Origin of the sequence: Arthrobacter sp. RCC_34 (genome assembly GCF_041360795.1) — a bacterium.
Taxonomy (GTDB): Bacteria; Actinomycetota; Actinomycetes; order Actinomycetales; family Micrococcaceae; genus Arthrobacter_E.
On the sequence record NZ_JBFUPW010000003.1, the window covers coordinates 409020 to 431195 of the forward strand.

General features: G+C 68.6%; 21 protein-coding genes and 1 tRNA gene. 10 read left to right on the forward strand and 12 right to left on the reverse strand.

From position 1 onward, the window contains the following. Window positions 1-112: 112 nt before the first annotated feature. From AB6732_RS13620 to AB6732_RS13630, 3 genes are read left to right on the forward strand one after another with little or no spacing between them, the layout of a single operon-like run. Window positions 113-829: a class E sortase gene (locus tag AB6732_RS13620; protein WP_370960457.1), complete on the forward strand. Its 717-nt coding sequence runs from the start codon at window positions 113-115 to the stop codon at window positions 827-829. 4 nt (window positions 830-833) lie between these two features. Next, window positions 834-1004: a hypothetical protein gene (locus tag AB6732_RS13625; protein ID WP_169795514.1), complete on the forward strand. Its 171-nt coding sequence runs from the start codon at window positions 834-836 to the stop codon at window positions 1002-1004. Next, the gene (locus tag AB6732_RS13630) at window positions 1001-1639 is read left to right on the forward strand and encodes an aminodeoxychorismate/anthranilate synthase component II (protein ID WP_370960458.1); all 639 of its coding nucleotides are present in this window, start codon (window positions 1001-1003) and stop codon (window positions 1637-1639) included. Before AB6732_RS13625 ends, AB6732_RS13630 begins: the two co-directional genes overlap by 4 nt. A gap of 137 nt (window positions 1640-1776) precedes the next feature. Here the strand turns inward: AB6732_RS13630 and pknB are convergent, their stop codons facing one another. The 7 genes from pknB to AB6732_RS13665 all read right to left on the reverse strand — a co-directional run bounded on the left by pknB (window position 1777) and on the right by AB6732_RS13665 (window position 11353). After that, the gene (pknB, locus tag AB6732_RS13635; protein ID WP_370960459.1) at window positions 1777-3666 is read right to left on the reverse strand and encodes a Stk1 family PASTA domain-containing Ser/Thr kinase; all 1890 of its coding nucleotides are present in this window, start codon (window positions 3664-3666) and stop codon (window positions 1777-1779) included. Window positions 3667-3778: 112 nt separating this feature from the next. Further along, on the reverse strand, window positions 3779-5494 hold the full coding sequence (locus AB6732_RS13640) for a protein kinase (RefSeq protein ID WP_370960460.1): 1716 nt from the start codon (window positions 5492-5494) through the stop codon (window positions 3779-3781). After that, complete coding sequence (locus AB6732_RS13645; protein ID WP_370960461.1) at window positions 5491-6954, reverse strand: peptidoglycan D,D-transpeptidase FtsI family protein; 1464 nt, start codon at window positions 6952-6954, stop codon at window positions 5491-5493. Before AB6732_RS13645 ends, AB6732_RS13640 begins: the two co-directional genes overlap by 4 nt. Further along, entirely contained in the window at window positions 6951-8426 is a 1476-nt protein-coding gene (locus tag AB6732_RS13650; protein WP_370960462.1) for an FtsW/RodA/SpoVE family cell cycle protein, read from the reverse strand. Before AB6732_RS13650 ends, AB6732_RS13645 begins: the two co-directional genes overlap by 4 nt. Further along, the gene (locus AB6732_RS13655; RefSeq protein ID WP_370960588.1) at window positions 8423-10105 is read right to left on the reverse strand and encodes a protein phosphatase 2C domain-containing protein; all 1683 of its coding nucleotides are present in this window, start codon (window positions 10103-10105) and stop codon (window positions 8423-8425) included. Before AB6732_RS13655 ends, AB6732_RS13650 begins: the two co-directional genes overlap by 4 nt. Window positions 10106-10107: 2 nt before the next feature. Next, complete coding sequence (locus tag AB6732_RS13660) at window positions 10108-10599, reverse strand: FHA domain-containing protein (RefSeq protein WP_278267734.1); 492 nt, start codon at window positions 10597-10599, stop codon at window positions 10108-10110. Further along, window positions 10592-11353 carry an FhaA domain-containing protein gene (locus AB6732_RS13665; protein ID WP_370960463.1) on the reverse strand — a complete coding sequence of 254 codons (762 nt, stop codon included), beginning with the start codon at window positions 11351-11353 and terminating at the stop codon, window positions 10592-10594. Before AB6732_RS13665 ends, AB6732_RS13660 begins: the two co-directional genes overlap by 8 nt. Window positions 11354-11692: 339 nt before the next feature. On the opposite strand from AB6732_RS13665, the gene AB6732_RS13670 reads away from it, so the two are divergent. Beyond that, window positions 11693-11775: transfer RNA gene (locus AB6732_RS13670), tRNA-Leu, on the forward strand. A gap of 102 nt (window positions 11776-11877) precedes the next feature. On the opposite strand, the gene AB6732_RS13675 is transcribed toward AB6732_RS13670, so the two are convergent. Then, window positions 11878-12474, reverse strand: a complete 597-nt coding sequence (locus AB6732_RS13675) for a TetR/AcrR family transcriptional regulator (RefSeq protein WP_370960464.1) — start codon at window positions 12472-12474, stop codon at window positions 11878-11880. Window positions 12475-12551: 77 nt separating this feature from the next. Between AB6732_RS13675 and AB6732_RS13680 the strand changes: the two genes are divergently transcribed. The 3 genes from AB6732_RS13680 to AB6732_RS13690 all read left to right on the forward strand — a co-directional run bounded on the left by AB6732_RS13680 (window position 12552) and on the right by AB6732_RS13690 (window position 14339). Further along, window positions 12552-13100, forward strand: coding sequence for a DUF1992 domain-containing protein (locus AB6732_RS13680; protein ID WP_370960465.1), 549 nt, complete (start codon window positions 12552-12554; stop codon window positions 13098-13100). Window positions 13101-13204: 104 nt separating this feature from the next. Next, complete coding sequence (locus tag AB6732_RS13685; RefSeq protein WP_278269183.1) at window positions 13205-13636, forward strand: VOC family protein; 432 nt, start codon at window positions 13205-13207, stop codon at window positions 13634-13636. A 25-nt stretch (window positions 13637-13661) separates the two neighbouring features. After that, a complete protein-coding gene (locus AB6732_RS13690) occupies window positions 13662-14339 on the forward strand; it encodes a winged helix-turn-helix transcriptional regulator (protein ID WP_370960466.1) in 678 nt (225 codons plus the stop codon). On the opposite strand, the gene AB6732_RS13695 is transcribed toward AB6732_RS13690, so the two are convergent. Further along, window positions 14336-15019, reverse strand: a complete 684-nt coding sequence (locus tag AB6732_RS13695) for a TetR/AcrR family transcriptional regulator (RefSeq protein ID WP_370960467.1) — start codon at window positions 15017-15019, stop codon at window positions 14336-14338. The genes AB6732_RS13690 and AB6732_RS13695 overlap by 4 nt on opposite strands. Window positions 15020-15189: 170 nt before the next feature. On the opposite strand from AB6732_RS13695, the gene AB6732_RS13700 reads away from it, so the two are divergent. Then, the gene (locus AB6732_RS13700; protein ID WP_370960468.1) at window positions 15190-16596 is read left to right on the forward strand and encodes a flavin monoamine oxidase family protein; all 1407 of its coding nucleotides are present in this window, start codon (window positions 15190-15192) and stop codon (window positions 16594-16596) included. Between the two features lie 178 nt (window positions 16597-16774). Here AB6732_RS13700 and AB6732_RS13705 read toward each other — a convergent pair whose 3' ends face one another. After that, a complete protein-coding gene (locus AB6732_RS13705) occupies window positions 16775-17953 on the reverse strand; it encodes a serine hydrolase domain-containing protein (RefSeq protein WP_370960469.1) in 1179 nt (392 codons plus the stop codon). A gap of 83 nt (window positions 17954-18036) precedes the next feature. Here AB6732_RS13705 and AB6732_RS13710 point away from each other — a divergent pair, with 83 nt between their 5' ends. Together AB6732_RS13710 and AB6732_RS13715 are read left to right on the forward strand one after the other, a co-directional pair. After that, the gene (locus tag AB6732_RS13710; RefSeq protein WP_370960470.1) at window positions 18037-18414 is read left to right on the forward strand and encodes a VOC family protein; all 378 of its coding nucleotides are present in this window, start codon (window positions 18037-18039) and stop codon (window positions 18412-18414) included. 1 nt (window position 18415) lies between these two features. Next, on the forward strand, window positions 18416-19201 hold the full coding sequence (locus AB6732_RS13715; protein ID WP_370960471.1) for a LysR family transcriptional regulator substrate-binding protein: 786 nt from the start codon (window positions 18416-18418) through the stop codon (window positions 19199-19201). A gap of 122 nt (window positions 19202-19323) precedes the next feature. Here the strand turns inward: AB6732_RS13715 and AB6732_RS13720 are convergent, their stop codons facing one another. Further along, the gene (locus tag AB6732_RS13720; protein WP_370960472.1) at window positions 19324-20817 is read right to left on the reverse strand and encodes an amino acid permease; all 1494 of its coding nucleotides are present in this window, start codon (window positions 20815-20817) and stop codon (window positions 19324-19326) included. 343 nt (window positions 20818-21160) lie between these two features. Further along, entirely contained in the window at window positions 21161-22129 is a 969-nt protein-coding gene (locus tag AB6732_RS13725) for a bile acid:sodium symporter family protein (protein WP_370960473.1), read from the reverse strand. Window positions 22130-22176 lie beyond the last annotated feature (47 nt).

Genomic DNA, 22176 nt, shown 5'->3' on the forward strand with positions numbered 1-22176 from the left:
CCGCGGACGCCGGGGCGCAAGCGGTTCAGACTCCCATGGTAGCCGCTGGAACCCTGGCCGATCTGAGCATGTGCGATCAGGGACCGATTGGTCCAGCGAAGAGGAGGCTCCGGTGCGCAAAGTCATCCAGGTGTTGGGTGAGCTCCTCATGACCGCCGGCCTGGTTCTCCTGCTGTTCGTCGGATGGGACCTCTGGTGGACGAACGTCACGGCGGATCATCAGCAGGAGCAGGCCGTCCAGAGCTTCACGCGGCAGTTCACCCCGCCTGCGGCGCCGCCGGCCGGCAGCGCCGAGCGGGACTACGGCGCCCCACGCGTGGCGCAGGCTCAGCCCCACGGTGAGATGCTCGGCGTCGTCTACGTCCCCCGCTTCGGCAGCGACTATTCGCGCCCGCTCATCCAGGGCACGAGCCAGGACGTCCTGGACACACTGGGGCTCGGCCACTACGACAAGACCGCGATGCCGGGCGCGCTCGGCAACTTCGCCCTTGCCGGACACCGGCAGACCCACGGCTCGGTGCTGGACAACATCCACCTGCTGCAGCCCGGGGACAAGATCTACGTCCAGACCCGCGAGGGCTTCTACACCTATGTGTACCGCAACACCGAGATCGTCCTCCCCAACCGGGTCGATGTGATCCTCCCGGTGCCCACGGTGCCCGGGGCCCAGCCGAAGGAGCGCCTGATGACCATGACGAGCTGCAATCCGCGCTTCGGTTCGGAGGAACGCATCATCGCGTACTCCGTCATGGAGAGCTGGCGTCCGCTGAGCGCCGGAGCACCGCGGGAGATCGCCCCGCTCGTGGCCAAGGTTTCAGGAAAGGGCTGATCGCATGTACTCGTGGATCTTCCGTCATCTTCCCGGGCCGCTGTGGCTCAGGATCCTCCAGACCCTGATCCTGGTGGCCGTGGCGCTGTTCCTCATGGTTCAGTTCCTCTTCCCCTGGATGGCCCAGTTCACCTCCTTCACCGACTCGACGATTGGTTCAGCGCAACGCCCATGAGCACTTCAATCCTGGTCATCGACAACTACGACAGCTTCGTCTACACCCTGGTGGGCTACCTCCAGGAACTCGGCGCCGACACCACGGTGGTGCGCAATGACGACGTCTCGCTCGACGAGGCCATCGAGCTCGCCGCCGCCCGCGACGGCGTGCTGGTCTCCCCGGGTCCCGGCAATCCCGCGGGAGCCGGCGTGTGCATCGAACTGATCAAGTGGTGCGGCGAGCACGCCAAGCCGATGCTCGGCGTCTGCCTGGGCCACCAGGCCCTTGCCGAGGCCTACGGCGGGACCGTCTCGCACGCCCCGGAGCTCATGCACGGGAAGACCTCGCAGGTCGAACACGGGACGGATCCGCTCTTCGCCGAGGTGCCCTCGCCGTTCACGGCCACCCGCTACCACTCGCTCGCCGCGGAGAACGACTCCATCCCCGCCGAGCTCGAGGTGACTGCACAGACCGCCAACGGCGTCATCATGGGCCTGCGCCACCGCACAGCGCCCCTCTGTGGCGTCCAGTTCCACCCCGAGTCCGTCCTCACCGAGGGCGGTTACCAGATGCTCGGGAACTGGCTGGAGTCGCTCGGTCTCGCCGGAGCCGCTGCCAAGGCGTCCACGCTCTCGCCCCTGATCCGGAAGTAGCACGGCCGGAAGCAGCGCGACCGGCGCTGAGCAGCCTACGGAAGAGCCCCCAGGACCATCCGGTCCTGGGGGCTCTTCTCCGTCTGCTGCGCGTCTGTCTGCTGCGAGAGCGCGACGTCGAGGGGGCCGCGGGAGTGTCAGCCGCCGTCGGCCGTGGGCTTCCCACTCGGGGTGGAGGACGGGGTGCTGCTCGGCGTGGGCGGCGGGGTGGGCTTGCGGGCGACCGTGAGGACCACCGTGCCGCCCTGATCGATGCGGTCCTTGGCCGCCACGCTCTGGCCGGTGACCTGTCCCTCGGGGACCACGGCGTTGTCCTTCTCCTCGACCCCCACTTGCAGGCCGAGACCCTCCAGGACGGTGGTGGCCTGGTCCACAGTCTGCCCGCGCAGCTCCGGAACCTCGACCTTGCCCGTGGACACGATGATCTGCACCGCGCCGTTGACGGGCACCGTCTGGCCCGACGCCGGCTTGGTGGCGATGACCTGATTGGCCGGGACCGTGGCGCTGTCCGCGAAGGACGTCACGGGAGTGCTCTTGAGTCCCGCGGCGCGCAGGATGTCCCGGACGGCGGCCTCACTCTGCCCCTGGAGCTTGTCAGGGATCTGAACCGCCGTGGGACCTGCGGACACCACGAGCTTCACGTCCTTGTTGACCTCGATCATCTCCCCTTCCCGGGGATCCGTCTCGATGGCCGTGCCCTCCGGGACGGTCGCACTCGCCACATGCGTCACCTTCGGCTGGAGGCGGGCGTCGTAGAGCTTCTGCATGGCCGCCGACTCGGTCAGCTGCGCCACGGCCGGCACCGCGACCATCTCCACCGGGATGGGGCGGGTGAGCCAGCTGTAGATCCCGAAGCCGGCGCCACCCAGCACCATGAGCACGAAGATCCAGATGGTGACCATGAGACCGCGTCGGTGACGGCGGTGCTTGCGCTGGGCCTGCTGCACCTCGGGCAGGTTCCGGATCTCCGGCAGGAGCACGCGGAGCTGGTCCTGCGTCAGCGTGAGGGCGTCCTCGGCGGTGCCGTACGGGGCAGGCGTGACGTCCGCGGCGGCTTCGGCGCCATGCCCGGCGCCATGCTCCGGAACCTGGGCCAGGGCGGTGGTGGATTCGCCGGCCGTGCCTCCCGCGGCCCGGTGGCGCGCCGTCGTCTGCTGCTCGACGGCGGCCGTGAGCGCGTCCGCCGGCACCGCCACGAGGTTCGCCGCGGTGGAGTCCTGGGGCGCGTCGTGCACGGCGACGCCTCCGAGGGCGGCGCGCAGGGCGCGCCGGAAGGCCGCGGCGTCGGGGAACCGGTCCTCGCGCCTCTTGCGCATGGCCTTGGCCACGACGGAGTCCAAGGCCCCGCTGACGTCGGGGTTGAGCTTGCTGGGCGGCACCGCGATGCCCTGGACGTGCTGGTACGCCACGGACACCGGGCTGTCGCCCTGGAACGGCGGCTTGCCGGTCAGCAGTTCGTAGAGCAGGCAGCCGGCCGAATAGAGGTCACTGCGGGCGTCCACGGTCTCGCCCAGGGCCTGCTCCGGGGAGAGGTACTGGGCGGTGCCGACCACCGCCTGGGTCTGGGTCATGGTGGCCGAGGAGTCGGTCACGGCCCGGGCGATGCCGAAGTCCATGACCTTGACCCTGCCGGAGTCGCTGCGGACCATGACGTTGCCGGGCTTGATGTCCCGGTGCACGATCCCGGCCTTATGGCTGTATTCGAGGGCGGCCAGCACCCCGAGCGTGTACTCGACGGCCTGGTCGACGGACACTTCGCCGGCCTTGAGGAGGTCCTTGAGGGTCTCACCCTGGACGATCTCCATGACGATGTACGGGGCTTTCACGCCGTCCACACCGTCGCCCTGGATCTCCTCCCCGGAGTCGTAGACCGCCACGATGGACACGTGGTTCAGCCCGGCCACGGATTGCGCCTCGCGCCGGAAGCGGGCCAGGAACTGGGGGTCCCGGGCCAGGTCCGCACGCAGGATTTTCACCGCGACATCCCGGCCCAGGCGCAGGTCTGTGCCTCGGTACACGTCGGCCATGCCGCCGCGACCGAGCAGATCGCCGAGTTCGTAGCGCCCGTTGAGGACGCGTGTGCCGGTGGACAGGTGAAGCTCCTTACTGCAGGAAGGGGCCGCTCAGGGCGGCCGGGACTCAGGGAGTGGCCGAGCTCGTGGGCTTCGGGGTCGGGGTGGCGGGCGGCTCAGGGGCGGTGATCGTGTACGTCACCGTGCTGCCCTTGGCCACCTCGGTGCCCGACGGCGGATTGAAGCTCACCGTGCCGGACGGGGCCGAGCCGGAGGCCGCCTGCGGGACCAGACCGGCGCCGGTGAGCGCCTGGCGGACCTGGGCCTCGGTGACCGAACCGTTCAGATTCGGGACCGCGACCATCTCCGGGCCGGTGGAGTACGTGACCGTGATCGTGGAGCCCTTGGCGACCGGACCGGACGGGTTGACGTCCGTGACGGTGCCCGAGGCCTCCTTGCCCACCACGCCCTTGGCGTCCACCCGGAGGCCGAGGGCGATGAGCTCATTGCGGACCGTGTTGATGTCCCGGCCGTTGTACGCGTCCGGGATGATGTTGACGGTGTCCGGGGTCGACGGTGTCTCGCTCGGCGTGGGGCTGCTGGGCGTCTCCGACGGCGTCTGGCTGGGCGTGGTGGCGACCGTCTTGGGCGCGGTGGAGACCGGGGCGCTGGTCGTGCCCGACTTGGGGCTGAAGAAGCCCGCCGAGCTCAGCCACACGCCCAGGAAGATCAGGGCGGCGAGGACGGCGAGGATGATCAGCGGCCAGATCCAGGCGCTGCGCTTCTTCTCCTCGCGCTCCGGAGTGGGCTCTTCGTAGTCCTCTTCGTCGTCCGTCAGCCAGCTCCGCTCAGCCGTCAGCTGCTCCGGCGGCACGACCGGCAGGGCGGAGGTCGCCGTCGTCGCGCCGACCGGGGGGACGACCGTGGTGGCGGCCGTCTGCTGAACGTCCACGGGAGCCGTGATGGGGCCTGTGGTCGACTCGAAGAGGAGCATGCCAGGGACTGCGCGGTGGGCGGCGTCGATATCGCCGCGGCGGATGGCCTCGGCGGCCTCGGCGAGCTTGAGGGCGTCGGCCGGACGGTTGGCCGGATCCTTGGCCAGCATGGACATCAGCAGGGCCCGGATGGGCTTGGCCAGCGAGTCGGGCAGCGGCGGCGGAGCGTCGTTGACCTGGGCGAGGGCGATCGCGATCTGCGACTCGCCGGAGAACGGACGGTGCCCCGTGAGGCACTCGTACCCGATGATGCCGAGCGAGTAGATGTCGCTGGAACCCGTGGCCGTCTGACCGGTGGCCTGCTCCGGCGCCAGGTACTGGGCGGTGCCCATGACCTGTCCGGTCTGGGTCAGCGGCACCTGGTCGGCGAGGCGGGCGATGCCGAAGTCCGTGATCTTGACGTGCCGGTCCGGCGTGATGAGCAGGTTGCCCGGCTTCACGTCACGGTGCACCAGGCCCTTTTCATGCGCGACGGCGAGGGCCCGCGCGGTCTGGGCGATGATGTTCAGCGTCAGGTCGGGGCTGAGGACGTGCTCGCGTTCGATGATGGTCGACAGCGGCTCGCCGGGCACCAGTTCCATGACGAGGTAGGCGGAGCCGCCCTCTTCGCCGTAGTCGAAGACGTTCGCGATGCCCTCGTGGTTCAGCAGTGCCGTGTGGCGGGCCTCGTTGCGGAAGCGCTCGAGGAAGCCGGGATCGCCCGTGTACTCCTCTTTGAGGATCTTGATGGCGACGGTGCGCCCCAGGACCTGGTCCTGCGCACTCCAGACCTCGCCCATGCCACCGATGGCAATGCGCGTGGTCAGGCGGTACCTCCCGCCGAGAGTGATTCCAGACGTTGGCCTCACTTGTTCAACACCGCCTCAAAGAGTTTCTTCGCGTTAGGACTGGTCAGTTGCGCTCCGGTGGCCGAGTTCACGCCGTGGAAGGCGAGGGTCACGACCACCTGGGGATTGTCCGCCGGGGCAAAGCCGGTGAACCAGGAGTTGTTGTAGTCATCGGCCGTGAGCTCGGCGGTGCCGGTCTTCGCGGCGACCTTCACACCGGGAATGGCTGCCGGCGCGGCCAGACCGTTGTCCACCACACCCACCATCCACTCGGTGATCTGACGGGCGACCTCGGGACTCGTGGCGGTCCGCAGCGGCTCCGGCTTGTACTCGGCGAGCACGCGCAGATCGGGAGCGCGGAGCGCCTTCACGAGCTGCGGCTTCATCTGCACACCGCCGTTTGCGATGGCACTGGTGAGCATGGAGATCTGCAGCGGGGTCACCTGGACGTTGTACTGGCCGATGGCAGATTGAGCCAGCTGGGGCTTGTCCAGGTCCGTGGGGAAACGGCTCTGGGCATACTGCAGGTCCAGACGGTCGCCGAGGTCCTGGCCGATGCCGAAGTTCTTCGCGGTCTCCGCGATCTTCTTCTCACCCAGGTCCAGCGCGATGCTGGCGAACGGGGTGTTGCAGGAGTTCGCCAGGGCGAAGTCGAATCCGGCCTTGTCCTTGGCGTAGCACTGGCCGCCGCGGTAGTTCGGCAGGGTGTACTGCAGGCCGGGGAACGTGAGCTCCGCGGGGTTCGGCAGGACCGAATCCTTGTTGTACTTGCCGGATTCGAGGGCAGCCGCCGTGTCGATCAGCTTGAAGACGGACCCGGGAGCCATGAGCGCACCCGTCGGACCGGAGACGTTCTGGTAGAGGTTGATGCCCTTGGTGGCGTCCAGCTTGGCCTTGGCGGCCAGCGCGGCGTCGCTGTCCAGGGTGGCCACCGTGTTGGGGTCGTAGGACGGCTTCGAGACCATGGCCAGGATCGCGCCGGTCTTGGGGTTCTGGACCACGGCATAGCCTTCGATGTCATCCGGAAGGAGATCGTAGGCGAGCTTCTGGATCTTGGGGTCGATCGTCGTCTCGACGTTGGCGCCCTGCGGCTGCTTGCCGAGGAACAGCTGACGCACGCGCTCCAGGAACTGCTGGTCCGAGTCACCCGTGAGAGCGCCGTTGAGTTCGCGCTCCAGGCCGGTGGATCCGGCGCTGCCATTGGTCGAGAAGTACCCGGTGATGCCCGCGTAGAGGGCCCCGCCCGGGTAGCTCCGCTTCGACTTGCAGGACTCGGTGCCGGGCACCGACTCCGCGATCGGCTGGCCGCCGGCCAGGATGGTCCCTCGGTCGCTGCAGAGGTTCCGCTGAAGAGCACGGTCATTCAGGGCGTTGGTGCTCAGGTCCTGAGCGCCGACCACCTGGATGTAGCTGACGGCCCCGAAGAGCAGGGCGAAGAGCGCCACGGTGGCGATCCAGGCGTTGCGGATGGACTGATTCACGGGTGCACCTCCTGACCGCTCGGTGCGGTGCTCGGTGTGCCGCTCTGCGCGGTGCCCAGGGCGGGGGTGGTGGGCCGGGACGGGGCCTCGGCGGTCGCCGAGGGACCCGACACGGGAGCCTCACCGTCACGCAGCGGGCTGGTGTCGACCGGGCCGCGGGCCACATTGGAGATCATGAGCAGAACTCCGGCGACGATCCAGTTGGCCAGCAGGGAGGACCCGCCGGCGGCGAGGAACGGGGTGGTCAGGCCGGTCAGCGGGATGAGGCGCGTGACGCCGCCGATGACCACGAAGCACTGGACGGCCATGACGAAGGAGAGCCCGACGCCGAGCAGCTTGCCGAAGGAGTCCCGTGTCCCGAGTGCCGCGCGGAAGCCGCGGGTGATGAGCAGGAGGTACAGCAGGATCATGGCGGACAGGCCGATCAGGCCGAGCTCCTCGCCGAACGAGGCGATGATCATGTCGCTGTTGGAGAAGGGGACCCGGTTGGGCTGTCCCTGGCCGAGGCCGGTGCCGAACACGCCGCCGTCGGCCATCCCGAAGAGGCCCTGGACGATCTGGTAGCTGCCGCCGAGATCGCGGTTGTAGATCTCAGGGTCGAAGGCGTTGGACCAGCTCTCCATGCGGTACTTCACATGCGAGAACAGCTGTGCCGCCACGACGCCGGCCACCGCGATGAGGACCACGCCGATGATGACCCAGCTGACGCGGCCCGTGGCCACGTAGATCATCACCATGAACAGGCTGAAGAACATGAAGGACGTGCCCATGTCCCGCTGGAGCACCAGGATGCCGATGCTGACGGCCCACGCCGCGAGCATGGGGCCCATGTCCCGGAAGCGAGGGAACTGGAGCTTGCCCACCTTGCGGCCGGCCAGCAGGATCAGGTCGCGGTTCACCGAGAGGTACCCGGCGAAGAAGATGGCCAGGGTGATCTTTGCGATCTCGCCGGGCTGGAACGTGAACGGGCCGAGCTTGATCCACAGATTGGCGCCGTTGATCTCACCGGCCGACAGACCGGGCACCAGGGGGAGCACCAGCAGCACGGCACTCGCGGCCAGCGAGATGTAGGTGAAGCGCCGCAGCCGGCGGTGGTCCTTGAGGAACCAGATCAGGACGATCGTGCACACGACCGCGATGAGGGTCCAGCGCAACTGCGTGTTGCCGACGTCGCTCTTGGGGCCGTCGAGGCGGTGGATCATGGCCAGGCCGAGGCCGTTCAGGGCGACGACGATCGGAAGAATGAACGGATCGGCATACTTTGCGCGGAAGCGCAGGGTCATATGCACCGCGAGGGATGCAACGACCAGGAGGATCGACTGGAACCAGAAGTCCTTGTTGAAGGAATCCGGGTTGTTGATGCCGACCATCACGCTGGCGCCGATCCCGACCAGGAGGGCGAGGACCAGGAGCACCAGCTCGATGTTGCGGCGAGGCTTCACGACCGGCTGGGTGGCGACTGCTGAACTCATCGGGCACCTCCACAGGCGGCGGGCGTGGACGGCGTGGCCGACGGCGATGCCGCAGCGGACGGTTTCGCGGTGGCCGAAGAGCTGGGCTTCGGGGTGGCCTTGGCCGGGCTAGCGGAGCTCTTGGCGCTCGGGATGGCGGACGGCGACGGGGATCCCGTGGGGCACTGACGCTCGTCGAAGTCGTGGCCGAGGCTGAGGTTGCGGACCACCAGTTCGGCGTCCGGAAGGTCGCGCGCCGGAATGGTCTCCTTCACCCGCTGCTGGGAGAACGACGGCAGGCTGCTCACCTGGATCTCGGTCACCGAGTGCACGGTAGAGAGCTTGATGGGTCCCAGTTGCTGTGAGACGCCGTTGTAGATGGCCACGCGGCCGTCCACCTCGCCCACGTAGTAGCGGGTCTGGGTCCAGGCGTACCCGAACCAGAGGCCCACACTGACGACGGCGAGCACCACGAGAGTGACGACCCAGCGGAACCAGCGACGGCGCGGCCTCCCCACGGGCGCGGCCGCTTCCTCGTCAGCCACCGCGTCCGCGCTCTCCTGCCGGTGCGTGAGGACGGTCGCCGCGCGCCGTGCGACGGCGCGTCCGGCGATGTTGGGGATCTTGCCGGTCTCGAGGGCCAGCGCCGCGGCTCCGACGAGTTCGTGCGGCCGGGCCTCGAGTTCCAGGCGGAGGACCTCCGCCGTGAGGTGCGCGCCGAGATTGGGGTCGGTCCGGGTGTCCTCGGCCGGCGCCGGGGTGAGGAGGACCGTGTTGACGCCCTCCTGAAGGGCGGGAACGGGGCCGGGATTCCCGGACTTCGGCTCCGCGGCGCGGGACGGATCCGTGAGATCGGCCTCGGCAGCGATGCTGCCACCGTCTTCGGCGCCGACGGCCGTGGTGGTGGCTGCCGCGGAGGAGGCCGCGGCGTCGTCGGCGATGATGTCCAACACGATCACGGTGACGTTGTCCGGGGAACCGGCGGCGAGCGTGAGTTCGATGAGCTGATCGGCGGCGCGGGACACGGACGCGGTCCCGCGGACCACCGCCTCCACCATGTGGTGCGGGACGAAGTTCAGGCCGTCGGAGCAGAGGAGCCAGCGGTCGCCTTCGCGGGCCTCGAGTTCGTTGAGATCGAGTTCGGGGCTGGCATCCACATCGCCCAGGACGCGCATGAGCACGTTCTTGTGCGGGTGGGTCTCGGCTTCCTCGGGGCGCAGGCGGCCTTCGTCGACCAGGCGCTGCACGAAGGTGTGGTCGACGCTGACCTGCTCGAACGCGCCGTCGCGGAGACGGTAGGCGCGGGAGTCGCCGATGTGGGCGTAGTTGAGCTTGCCGTCGGCCAGGAGCAGCGCGGTGACGGTGGTGCCCATGCCGGCAAGGAGCGGATCGACGTGGACGAGCTGGGAGAGGATCGAGTTCGCGGTCTGGATCTCGTCGGCCAGGACCGTGCCGGCGTCGCCGTCGTAGTCGTCATGGTCGAGGTGGATCAGATCGAGGACGGTGGAGGCGGAGGCGACGTTGCCGCCCGCGTGGCCGCCCATGCCGTCGGCCACCACGGCCAGGTGGCGCCCGGCGTACGCGGAGTCGTCGTTCTTGGCGCGCACGAGCCCCACATCGGACCGTGCGGCATAGCGCATGACCAGATGCGGCCGGGTCCCCTCAGGGCCCAGCTCTGCGTTCTTCTCCTCGGATGCCAAGGTCACGGCCTCAATTCGATGACCGTCTTGCCGATCCGGACGGGGACGCCCAGCTCAACGGGAAGCGCTCGGGTGAGCTGCTGATCGCCGAGATAGGTGCCGTTCGTGGAGCCGAGGTCCTCGATGAACCAGCGGCTGCCCTGCGGGAAGAGGCGTGCGTGACGTCCCGAGGCGTAGTCGTCCTCGAGGACCAGCGTGGCTTCCTGGGCGCGGCCCAGAAGGATGGGGCTGGACGCCAGGTCCAGGTGGGTTCCCGCGAGGGGGCCCTCGGTGACCACGAGGTGGCGGGCCTGCTGGCGGGCCACGGGAGCCTGGGCCTGAGCGAGTTCGGGGTGTTTGCGGAGCTGGCGTGCGGTGAGGGCGCCGGTCTTGGCCGTGCCGCCGATCATGAGGTCCCGGCGCATGGCCGAGACGATGCTGAAGATCAGGACCCAGATCAGCAGGAGGAAGCCGAAGCGGAGGGCCGTGACGGTCAGATCGCTGAGTTCATTCATGCGTTCCTCCCCGGGTCGACGGGAATGAGTTGACGGGAATGAGCCGGAAGATCATGCGGGTGCGTCCCATGGTGATGACCGAGCCGTCCGTCAGCTCCATGCTGCCGTTCAGCCGCTGGCCGTTGATGTAGCTGCCATTGGTGGACCCCAGGTCCACGGCCCAGCTGGCATTGCCCTGGGTGCGGATCTCGAGGTGCCGACGGGAGACGCCGGTGTCATCGACGGGGATGTCGGCGTCGGAGGCGCGTCCGAGGATGATGCTGGCCGCATTCAGCGAGTAGCGCTGATCGTTCAGGTCCAGGACCGGCTGGACCTGGGTGGGCGCGCGCTCGGGAGCCGACGGCGGCACGTGCCCGCGGGACGGCGACGGCGCCGAGCCCTGGGACTTGTCCGCGCGGGACTGGACGGTCACGTCGCCGGGTTTGAGCGTGGGTTCGCGGACGAAGGCCACGCGCACCGGCCCGGGGAGCGTGTACCCCTGGCTCTTGGCGTGGGCGATGACGACGTCGCACAGCTCCTCGGCGAGGGCCGTGCCCCAGTCCTCGGCGCGGGCGTAGTCGGTCTCGCCCAGGAGGACTTCGAAGCTGTTGGGGGCGATGCTCCGGCTCGTGGAGACGGTCAGCACCTTGTTGTCCATTTCGCGGCGCAGGAGGCTGGCGATCTCCACCGGCTGCAGCTGAGCCTTGGAGCCACCGCTGAAGACGCCACGGACGGCCTTTTCCAGGCCGCGTTCAACACGGTCGAGCAAGCCCATGACGTACTCCTTTCCTCTCGGTTCCTGAGGGACATCACCCAGGGACGGCCGACGGCGAAGTGCCGGCCATTGAATCCGATACTACTGTCCAGGCTCCTTCAGCCCCTACCCCGGAGCGCCTTAAACGCCTCGAAACGGCAGAACTCCCAGCAACTTCCCACCGGGTCTCCGCCCTGAGGGGGAGGGGCCGGATGCCAGTGGTGGGGCGGCGGAACAGGGGGCACGGAGGGTGTGGTCCGCCCGCCGAGGGGAAGGGGCGGAACCCGATTTCACATTCCGGCTCCCTCATGGTTATGATTGTTCCCGTTGCTTTCACCGGTCACGGGGAAAGCGAAGTGCGCGCGAGTGGCGGAACGGCAGACGCGCTGGCTTCAGGTGCCAGTGTCCGAAAGGGCGTGGGGGTTCAAATCCCCCCTCGCGCACAAAGGGAAACTCCCGGTTCAGTGAACCGGGAGTTTTTTGTTGTCCGGAAGGTGTCCGGCGCGAGGTGGAGACGTCCGGCGACCGGTCCACAGGGTTCAGAATCAACCCGTGAAGAGCCGGTCCAGATGGGCGTCGATGGCGTTCAGTGCCGCCGCGGGTTGGATCACGCCCAGCTCGAGGAGCGGGGTGAATCCGGTCAGTGACAGGATCAGATCGGTCTCGATCTCCAGATCGCGGTCTTCGTCGATCCGTCCGTCCGCGATGGCCTGCCGCAGCAGTTCGCGGACCATCGAGCGGCCCTCACGCAGTCCAACGCCGGCTTGGTTTCTGAGGGTCTCATCGTGCAGCGCCTCCAGAACGTAGGCGGCGTTGAGGCGACTGGATGCGCGCGCCTCGGGGTGCAACGGAAGCATCTCGGCGAGGACCAGCCGGAGCACCTGCCGTGGATGGGGCTGCCCGCCCAGCGTGGGCAGGCTCCCGGCGATCCGGTCTGAGGTCGCCTTCGCGTCGAATTCCATGGCGAAAGTCAGCATCGCGGTGCGGGACGAGAAGTAGTGCTGCAGCTGCCCGAGGGAAACCCCGGCTTCCTGCGCCACCTCTCGCATCGTGGCCTTCGACCAGCCGTCGCGGTCGACGACCCGCCACAGCGCATGGGCGATCGCCTCCCGGCGCTCACGACGATCAACCAGTTTCGGCATGTGGATCCCTTCGTTTCAATACAAGTGACATAATACAGGTGACTGGTAAAGATTGGCTGCCTGCGTCAGGAGGAATCATGGCCGACCGTGACACTCCCTCATCGTTCTACAACCCTCATGCTTTCGTCTTCGATCCGGAAGTCGTGATCGCTCTCATGGCTGACGCCAGAATCCGTCAGGCGACTGAACGTGGAGACTTCGACAACCTGCCCGGCATGGGCAAGCCCCTTGACCTCTCCCTGTACGACGACCCGGATTGGTGGCTGAAGAATCTCCTGCGGCGGGAGGGGTTCAGACCGCCCCTGCCGCCGTCCATTCAGCTGCGGAAGGATGACGCCGCGCTGGACGGTGAACTCGACCGCATGTTCAGCCGGACTGAGGTCAGGCGTGAGGTGGAGGAGTTCAACGAGCGCGTGATCCGCGCCCGGTACCAGTTGCCGTCGGGTCCTCCGCTCATCACCATGCCGCGCGACGTCGAGGCGACCGTCGAGGCGTGGGCTGAGCGGAAAGCGGCGCGGCTGGAAGAGGCCCGGGCCAGGGAGCGTGAAGAGAGGGAGCGGAGAGAGGAGGAGCTCCGTCGGCGCCGTTCGGCACGTCGCCGTCGTCTGTGGTTCGGCCGCCGCTGAAAAGTCCCGCGCCACCCGTTGACACCCGGTGTGCCGCGCGTCACGATTGAGTTACTTGCAAAAAGCAAGTGCCATCACAGCATCGGAGTATCGACGTGAGCACCATGATTTTCGTGAACCTGCCCACCAGCGACCTGGATCGGGCCAAGACCTTCTACACCTCCCTCGGCTTCACCATCAACCCGCTTTTCACCGATGAGAACGCGGCCTGTGTGGTGCTGGACGAGAATGTCTTCTTCATGATCCTGCGGCGCGAGTTCTTCTCCACCTTCACCACGCGTGAGCTGGTGGACCCCGCCACCCAGGTCCAGGTCCTCAATGCGATCAGCCGCGACTCCCGCGACCACGTGGACAGCACCGCCGAGGCGGGCCTGGCCAACGGCGGCAAGGAGCACCGCGACCCCCAGGATCTCGGCTTCATGTACTCGCGCTCCATCGAAGACCCGGACGGCAACATCCTCGAGTTCGTCTACATGGAGCCGCAGGCCGTGGAGAACGGCCCGGGCGAGCACGTGGCCGAGCAGGCGGCCGGCTGAAGGAACTGACGACAAGGAGGAACGCATGGCCGCGCGGAATTACGGCCAGTACTGCGGTGTGGTGCGGGCCCTGGAACTCGTGGGGGAACGGTGGGCGCTGCTCATCGTCCGGGATCTTCTGGTGGGCCCGCGCCGCTACTCCGATCTCAAGAACGGCCTGAGCCGCATCCCCACGAACATCCTCAGCGACCGGCTCAAGGAGCTCCAGGCCGCGGGACTCGTGCGGCGTGTTCCCGTGCCCCGCTGCGGGCTGGTCTACGAGCTCACCCCCTACGGCCGGGAGCTCGAGGACGTGGTGCTGGCGCTCGGACGCTGGGGGTTCAAGGCCATGGGGGAGCCGCGTGAAGGCGATGAAGTCACCGCGGACTCCCTCACCATGGCGTTGCGGACCGCGTTCGACGCCGAAGCTTCCGCGCGCATCCCCGCGACGGTGTTCACCCTCCACCTGGGGGACGTCACGCTCGTGGCGCGGGCGGCGGACGGGCGGCTCGACGTCGTCGGCGGGGCGGGGGCGCCGGAGGCGTCAGACGAGTCGGACGCCGTCGAATTCGCCGCGGGACCGCAGCTGCGCGAGCTGATCGCCGGGACGCTGTCCCCGGACGAGGCGCAGCACTCCGGCGCCCTTCACGTGCTCGACGGCGACGCGCGCCTCCTCGAGCGCTTCACCTCGCTCTTCCACCTGGACGGCGCGGTGGCCGCCTAGGCGGGCGACGTCGCGGGGAGCAGCGCCCGGAAGCCGCCGATCAGCGCATCCAGGCCCATCGTGAAGGCCCGGTCCGGATTGCTTCCGCCTTCGGCCTCCTCGAAGCTGGCCACGGCCGAGGTGAAGTGCGGGGTCCGCTCGCCCTCGGAGCCGGTGCTGAAGATGTCCGCGGGCGCGGTCGCGTCGTAGGCCGAGCCGAAGATGAAAGACTCCAGGGCGACGATGGCCGGGACGATCCGCGCCTCCGGGAAGCCCGCCTGGCGGAATCCCGCGCTCACCGCCTCATACATGGCCAGGGTGCGCGGAGCGTCGGTCACGGGCAGGACCGCGATGATCGGGATGAGCGGAGTGTGCTGCGCGAAGACCTCGCGGTAGCTCCAGGCCCAGTGCCGGACGGCGTCCTCCCACGGCTCGCTCTCGAAGGCGCTCACATCCACCTGTGCGGCGAGGTGGTCCTCCACCAGGATGAGGATCTCCTGCTTGTTCGTGACGTGGTTGTAGAGCGCGGAGGGGGAAACCCCCAGCTTCTTCGCCATGGCGGACATCGTGAGGCCCTCGTACCCCTTGACCGTCACCAGTTCCAGGGCGGCCTGGACGATCGACTCATGGGTCAGGACGGCCTTGATGGGCCGGCCCACGCGCCGACGGGGGGCCTGGTCCTCGGTGCTGGGGGTGCTCATGGGGATCCTCGTTCTTCAAGTCTGGGGCTTGCACCACTCTAGCGGGACGAACATCTGTGGCCGGGGGTCTTTTGCGGGACGGGTCACATGGGTTATAGTCATTCTAAATGAATGGTGTTCATTTAGTGACGATGGTCACGGCACCACTGACCCATCCACTTGGAGGAAAAATGCTCACTCTTGATCGCGACGTCGTGATCGTCGGCGCCGGCCCGTCCGGCCTGACCGCAGCCCGTCGACTCAAGAAGGCCGGCCTGAGCGTGGCCGTCCTGGAAGCGCGCGACCGTGTGGGTGGGCGCACCTGGACCGACACCATCGACGGCGCCATGCTCGAAATCGGCGGCCAGTGGGTCTCCCCGGACCAGACCGCGCTCATGGAACTCCTCGACGAGCTCGGCCTTGAGATGTACTCCCGCTACCGCGAGGGCGAGTCCATCTACCTGGGCGCCGACGGCAAGCTCAGCCGCTACACCGGCGCCAGCTTCCCGGTGAGCGAGGAGACCGCGGCTGAGATGGACCGCCTCACCGCCATCATGGACGAGCTCGCCGCCGAGATCGGCGCCGAGGAGCCCTGGGCCCACGCGAAGTCCCGTGAACTCGACACCATCTCCTTCCACCACTGGCTGCGCCAGAACTCCAGCAACGAAGAGGCCTGCAACAACATCGGCCTGTTCATCGCCGGCGGCATGCTGACCAAGCCGGCACACGCCTTCTCCGCGCTCCAGGCGATCCTCATGGCCGCCTCCGCCGGTTCCTTCTCCAACCTCACGGATGAGGACTTCATCCTGGACAAGCGCGTGGTGGGCGGCATGCAGCAGGTCTCCCTGCTCCAGGCCGCGGAACTGGGCGACGACGTCGTCCTGGATTCCCCGGTCCGCACCATCAACTACACCGAGGACGGCAACGGCGGCTACAAGGTCGTGGCCGAGTCCGACCGCGCCGTGGTCAACGCCCGCTTCGTCATCATGGCCGTGCCGCCGAACCTCTACAGCCGCGTGTCCTTCAACCCGCCGCTGCCCCGTCGCCAGCACCAGATGCACCAGCATCAGTCCCTGGGCCTGGTCATCAAGGTCCACGCCGTGTACGAGACCCCGTTCTGGCGTGAGAAGGGCCTCTCCGGCACCTGCTTCGGCGCGGATGCCATCGTCCAGGAGGTCTACGACAACACCAACCACGAGGATCCCCGTGGCACCCTGGTGGGCTTCGTCTCCGACGAGAAGGCCGACGCCATGTTCGAACTGAGCGAGGAAGAGCGGAAGGCCGCCATCCTGGACTCCATCGCGGTGTACCTCGGCGAAGAGGCCAAGAATCCGTCCGTGTTCTACCTCTCCGACTGGGGCTCCGAGGAGTGGACCCGTGGCGCCTACGCCGCGAGCTACGACCTGGGTGGTCTGAGCCGCTACGGCAAGTCCCAGCACGACGCCGTGGGCCCGATCTACTGGTCCTCCTCCGACCTCGCCGCCGAGGGCTACCAGCACGTCGACGGCGCGGTCCGCATGGGTCAGAAGACCGCCGACCGCATCATCGCCGCGAATCAGGAGCTGCGCCAGGCCGAGTCGGCCCTGAGCCAGGCCTGATCCCCTGCACCTGAGGATCCCCGGCGCCGCACGGCGCCGGGGATCCGTGTAAAACGTCCCGGCCCGTGCCCAGGGCCGGGGCACGCCTCGCAACAGGCACCTGACGCCGCACCGGAGCTGACTCCCCGGTGCGGCGTCGGCGTTTAACGCGGGCGCCGTGTGTGTCGCGGGCCGGCGCTCAGAGCGCCGCGAGGTCCTCCCGCAGGGCGCGGACGACGGCGGTGGCGCGGCCGGCGTCGGGCTCCATCCAATTGCTGAGGTAGCCGAAGCCGATGCCCTGCTCGGGTTCGGCGAAGCCCAGCTGCCCACCCGCGCCGTAGTGGCCGAAGCCGGCCGGACCGAGGAGGTCCTGGTCGACGCCCGGCAGCTGGAAGCCCGCGGCGAACCGGTCCTCTCCGGGGCCGGGGATGTCGAGCTCCAGCGGCCCCTCGCTCACGACTGTGAGCGCGTCGGCCAGGGCGGCGTCACCGAGGAGGCGCGCGCCGTCGTCGTGCACCGTTGCCGACCAGAAAGCGGCCAGGGCGCGAGCCGTGGTGATGCCACCCGCGGCCGGGAATTCGTTGCGGTGGAAGAGGGGGTCGTTGGCGCCGGTGTCCTCACCCACAAGGGTCGCCGGCAGGGCGCCGCCCAGCTCCGGACCGTGGGCGGCGAAGGGATTGGGCAGGGACAGGCGGTCCTGAACGCCCCGCAGGTAACCCTCCGACAGGCTGATGTGGGCCACCCGGTGCTCCTCCGCGGTCGGCAGGCCGAGCCAGCCCTCAGGATGCACCGGACCGAAGACCTCGGCGAAGTACTCGCCCGCGGTCTTGCCCGTCACGCGGCGGATCAGCTCGCCGCTCAGCCAGCCGTGCGTGATCGAGTGGTAGGCGTATCCGGCGCCGGGCTCCCAGAGGGGTTCCTGGTCCGCCAGCAGGGCCGTCATGAACTCCCAGTCCAGCACCTGCTCCCGCGTGAGTGGCACCCGCACCGCGGCGAGACCACCGCGGTGCCCGAGCGCCTCCCGCACCGTGAGCCGGTCCTTGCCACGCGCTCCGAACTCCGGCCAGTAGGTGGCGAGAGGCGCGTCGTAATCGACCAGACCCTGCTCCGCCAGCCGGGCCACGAGCACGGACGCCAGCCCCTTGGTGCAGGAGAAGATGACCGCGGCGGTGCCCTCCGCCCAGGGCTCCGCCGTGCGGGCGTCCTTCACCCCGCCCCAGAGATCCACCACTTTCTCGCCGCCGCGGTAGACGGACAGGGCCGCGCCCATGTCCGGACGGCCCTCGAAGCCCTCCACGAACGCTTGCCGGGTGCGCTCGAATCCGGGCGCGGCGGCGCCGTGAATGGCCGGGGTGGACAGGGGCCGGGTGGCGGTCATGGGGTTCCTTCCGGAGGTGTCGGCACGTGATGTTCAGACGGTACAGGGTCCCACCGGCAGCCGGTCCGCGTACCCTTGATCCCATGCGAGTGAAGATGTGCAGTATCCATGTGACCGACCCCGCCGCGGCCCACGCCGTCTACACCGAGAAGTTCGGTTTCGACACCCTGATGGCGATCCCTGAGGCTAATCTCTTCATCGTCCAGGACGCCTCCATCCCGGGCGGCCCGGGCCTGCTGCTCGAACCGAGCGACAACCCCATCGGCGAGGACTACCGCTCCCGCGTCTACGAAGCCGGGATGCCGGCGATCGTGTTCGGGGTCGACGACGTCGCCGCCGAGGCCGAGCGTCTCGCGGCCGCCGGACTGCGCGTGGTCGGCGAGCCCGTCGTGGACCCGTCCGGGACCTACGTGGACGTGGACGACTCCTGCGGCAACCTCATCCGCCTGCACCAGGACTGATGTGGATTCCCTGACCTTCCTGTACGTCCCCGGTGTCACCCCGGGGAAGTGGATCCGCCGCTGGGAAGAGCGGATGCCGGAGATCGCGCTGGAGCGCCGCCTGGTGGACGACGACGCCGACGCCACCCTGGCGTTGCTGGACGCCGGCGAGGCAGAGCTCGCGTTCGTCCGCGTCCCCGCCGGGACCGCCGCCACGCTGCGTGACGGGCGTTTCGCGATCCCGCTCTACGAGGAGCAGCAGGCCGTGGTGGCCGCCAAGGGCCACGAGATCGCGGCCTTCGAGGAGCTCGCCCTGGAGGACTTGGAGGGCGAGACGCTCCTCGACAACTCCCGCGAAGGTCTGCAGGCGCTGGGCGGGCTGGAGATGGCGCTGGAGGTCGTGGCCAGCGGCGCCGGGCTCCTGGTCCTGCCGCTGCCCGAGGTACGGCACCTGAACAATCCGGACGTCGTGGCCCGGCCGCTGCACGACACCGCCCCGAGCGAGATCGTCCTGGTGTGGCGGCAGGACGCGGATTCGGACGAGATCCAGGAGTTCGTGGGGATCGTCCGCGGTCGACGTGCGGATTCCGGCCGGCAGCCCTCGGTGAACCAGGAGCAACAGGCACAGGCGGCCAAGGCCCGGAAGACCCGCAGCGCCGTGGCGGGAGCTCACGGGGCGTCCAGGGGCAAGGGCGGCGCCCAGAAGGGGCGATCCGGCGGGAAGCCGGGCCCGGGGAAGCCGGGTGGGGGCAAGGGGTCAGGTCGCGGGCGCGGCAAGCCGCCGTCGTCGGGCCGTAAGGGCCGCTGAGACTGCGCCTGCCTGCTCGTTAAACGCCGAGTTCGGGGGTTCGTTCCGGTTTCGTGGTGTGCAGACCACGGTTTCGGAAGGAACCCCCGAACTCGGCGCTTAAGGCGTCGGGGCGGTGTGCGTCAGACGGCCGCGGGGACCTGCTCCGGCTCGCTGTCCGTCGCGGCCTCGGTGGCTGCCCGCTCGCCGTCGCGTTTCTTGCGGCCCTTGCCGTAGCGGAAGTGGAAGAACACGTAGCAGGCCACCGTGAACGGGACGCCGATGTAGAGGGCCGCGACCTGGGTGGGGTCGAAGGCGATGCCGACCATCGAGGCGAAGCAGGCCGTGAACGCCAGGATCGGCACGAGCGGGAAGAACGGCGCCCGGTACGGCAGGGTGCGCACGTCGCCGCCGTTGCGGACGAACGCCCGGCGGTGGAAGAAGTGCGACGCCGCGATGGACATCCACACGGCCACCGTGGCGAACGCGGCGATCGAGATGAGCACCAGGTACACCGTGGTCGGGGCGACGATGCTGCTGACCAGGGACGCCAGACCGCCCACGAGGCTGACCAGGAGCGCGATCATCGGGATGCCCCGCTTGGTGAGCTTCGCGAAGGCCTTGGGGGCGTGGCCCTCGTCCGCCAGGGAGAACAGCATGCGGGCACAGGAGTACAGGCCGCTGTTGCCGGCGGAGAGCAGTGCGGTGATGACCACGAAGTTCATGATGTCCGCGGCGTATGGGATGCCGAGTTCGGAGAACACCGTGACGAAGGGGCTCTCGTCGAGGCCGGCCTTGTCGTACGGGATGGTGGCCGCGATGACGGTGATCGCGCCGATGAAGAAGATGACCAGACGGAGCACCGTGGTGCGCATGGCGCGGGGCACGCTGCGGACGGGGTCGGCGGTCTCACCAGCGGCGACGCCGATCAGCTCGGAGCCGGAGAACGCGAAGAGCACCGCGAGCACGGTGACCATCACACCGGTGAAGCCGTTGGGGAACAGGCCGCCCGGGGTGTTGAAGTTCTCGAAGAGGTGCGGGTAGTGGCCCTGCGCGGCCGGGTGGAAGCCGATCAGCGCGGCGCCGCCCAGAATGATCAGGCCGACGACGGCGGCGACCTTGATCATGGCGAACCAGAACTCGCTCTCGCCGAAGACGCGGGAGGAGATGGCGTTCATGGTGAACAGCACGGCGGCGAAGATCAGGCAGAAGATCCAGACCGGCACGTCCGGGAACCAGCGCTGCATCATGACGCCGGCCGCCGTGAACTCGGAGCCGATGGCCACGGCCCAGGTCAGCCAGTACAGCCAGGCGGTGGTGAAGCCGGTGGCGGGGCCCATGGTGCGGGCGGCGTAGATGTGGAAGGCGCCGGAGACCGGGTACGCGATGGCCAGCTCACTCAGACAGGCCATCACGAGATACACGACGACGGCGCCGATCAGGTAGGCGAGCACCGCGCCGAGGGGGCCCGCCTGGGAGATCGTGTAACCGGAGCTGACGAAGAGGCCGGAGCCGATCACTCCGCCGAGTCCGATCATCACCAGGTGCCGGGTGTCCATGGACCGCCGGAGCCCTTGCTGAGGTGGTTCGGGCGTCGATTCCTTCACGCCGGATTCGTGGAGCGGGACAGCGCTCATGGATCCTCCAGGGGGTGGTGCAGCGGTGAAACGGGCGCGGGGAAGCCGCCGGTCAGGACCGGATTCTGCAAGGGTTGCGGTTTCAGGGTAGGGGTTCAGCGTTCCCTGCGACCATGTTGGTGATCAAGCTAACACCGGGCGCCCGGAGGCCTGAGAGCTTCGCCACGGCGGTTAAGGATCCTCAAGGAAGGGCCGCGTGGAAGCGGTTTGAGCAACAGGAGACCTGATGCTCGCCGCTCAATGTTTCAAGCATTGCTGATGAAAGGTGCTATCGTTCCCCGCCGTTCGAGGGGGAGGGTCTGTTGCGGGTTCCGGGGCGTGGGCGGGGCGCGGCAGGGCGCGGTCAGTCCTTGAGCGGTTTCCGCGCCAGCCAGGCCGCCACGATCGCGCCGGAGATGTTGTGCCACACCGAGAACACGGCCGAGGGCAGGGCTGCCAGCGGACTGAAATGCGCATTGGCCAGGGTGGCCGCCAGCCCCGAGTTCTGCATGCCCACCTCGAACGCCAGGGCGCGCCGGGCGCGGCTGTCCAGGCGGCCGATCTTCCCGGCCAGATACCCCAGTCCCAGGCCGAAGCCGTTGTGCAGCACCACGGCCAGGAAGACGATGCCGCCCGCCGCCAGGAGCTGGGACGCGCTGCCTGCCACCACCACGGCGACGATCAGCGAGATCACCACGGCCGACGCCCACGGCAGGGCGGGCAGGATCCGGGCCACGGCGTTCTTGAGGAAGAGCCGCGCGAGCAGACCTGCGACCACCGGAAGCAGCACCGTCTTGAGGATGTCGAGAACCATGCCGCCGGCGTCGATGTGGAGGAAGGACCCTGCCAGCAGGAGCGTCAGGGCCGGGGTGACGAGGGGTGCGATCAGGGTCGAGACCGAGGCGACCGCCACGGACAGCGCGACGTCGCCCTTCGCCAGGAACGCCATGACGTTCGACGCGGTGCCGGACGGCGCGCAGCCCACGAGGATGACGCCGACGGCCAGCTCGGGCGGCAGGTGCAGGAGCATGGCGATGGCCCACCCCGCACCCGGCATGATCACGTAGTGCGCCACGATCCCGAGCAGCACCGCCCACGGGCGCCGGGCCACGGAGGCGAAATCCGGGGGCGTGAGGGTCAGGCCCATGCAGAACATGATGACGCCCAGCAGGTACGGCACGGACGGCGCCAGCGGCTTGAAGACGGCGGGCGCCGCGAACCCCGCGACGCCGGCCGCGAGGACCAGGAGCGGGAACACCGTCACCGCCAGGCGGGCCACCTTCGCTTCGGCGGCCAGGGCGGGATTCTCCAGTGAGGTGCTGTCCGTGGGCATGCCCTCATGCTGGCACGACGGCGGGTGGGAGCCAAAGCGCGGCCCGG

What these genes read in the sequence shown, in the direction of transcription:
- AB6732_RS13625 (WP_169795514.1), top strand. Translation starts at nt 834, where the DNA reads ATGTACTCGTGGATCTTCCGTCATCTTCCCGGGCCGCTGTGGCTCAGG.
- AB6732_RS13630 (WP_370960458.1), top strand. Translation starts at nt 1,001, where the DNA reads ATGAGCACTTCAATCCTGGTCATCGACAACTACGACAGCTTCGTCTAC.
- pknB (WP_370960459.1), bottom strand. Translation starts at nt 3,666, where the DNA reads ATGGCCGACGTGTACCGAGGCACAGACCTGCGCCTGGGCCGGGATGTC.
- AB6732_RS13650 (WP_370960462.1), bottom strand. Translation starts at nt 8,426, where the DNA reads ATGAGTTCAGCAGTCGCCACCCAGCCGGTCGTGAAGCCTCGCCGCAAC.
- AB6732_RS13660 (WP_278267734.1), bottom strand. Translation starts at nt 10,599, where the DNA reads ATGAATGAACTCAGCGATCTGACCGTCACGGCCCTCCGCTTCGGCTTC.
- AB6732_RS13665 (WP_370960463.1), bottom strand. Translation starts at nt 11,353, where the DNA reads ATGGGCTTGCTCGACCGTGTTGAACGCGGCCTGGAAAAGGCCGTCCGT.
- AB6732_RS13675 (WP_370960464.1), bottom strand. Translation starts at nt 12,474, where the DNA reads ATGCCGAAACTGGTTGATCGTCGTGAGCGCCGGGAGGCGATCGCCCAT.
- AB6732_RS13680 (WP_370960465.1), top strand. Translation starts at nt 12,552, where the DNA reads ATGGCCGACCGTGACACTCCCTCATCGTTCTACAACCCTCATGCTTTC.
- AB6732_RS13685 (WP_278269183.1), top strand. Translation starts at nt 13,205, where the DNA reads ATGATTTTCGTGAACCTGCCCACCAGCGACCTGGATCGGGCCAAGACC.
- AB6732_RS13690 (WP_370960466.1), top strand. Translation starts at nt 13,662, where the DNA reads ATGGCCGCGCGGAATTACGGCCAGTACTGCGGTGTGGTGCGGGCCCTG.
- AB6732_RS13695 (WP_370960467.1), bottom strand. Translation starts at nt 15,019, where the DNA reads ATGAGCACCCCCAGCACCGAGGACCAGGCCCCCCGTCGGCGCGTGGGC.
- AB6732_RS13700 (WP_370960468.1), top strand. Translation starts at nt 15,190, where the DNA reads ATGCTCACTCTTGATCGCGACGTCGTGATCGTCGGCGCCGGCCCGTCC.
- AB6732_RS13705 (WP_370960469.1), bottom strand. Translation starts at nt 17,953, where the DNA reads ATGACCGCCACCCGGCCCCTGTCCACCCCGGCCATTCACGGCGCCGCC.
- AB6732_RS13710 (WP_370960470.1), top strand. Translation starts at nt 18,037, where the DNA reads ATGCGAGTGAAGATGTGCAGTATCCATGTGACCGACCCCGCCGCGGCC.
- AB6732_RS13720 (WP_370960472.1), bottom strand. Translation starts at nt 20,817, where the DNA reads ATGAGCGCTGTCCCGCTCCACGAATCCGGCGTGAAGGAATCGACGCCC.
- AB6732_RS13725 (WP_370960473.1), bottom strand. Translation starts at nt 22,129, where the DNA reads ATGCCCACGGACAGCACCTCACTGGAGAATCCCGCCCTGGCCGCCGAA.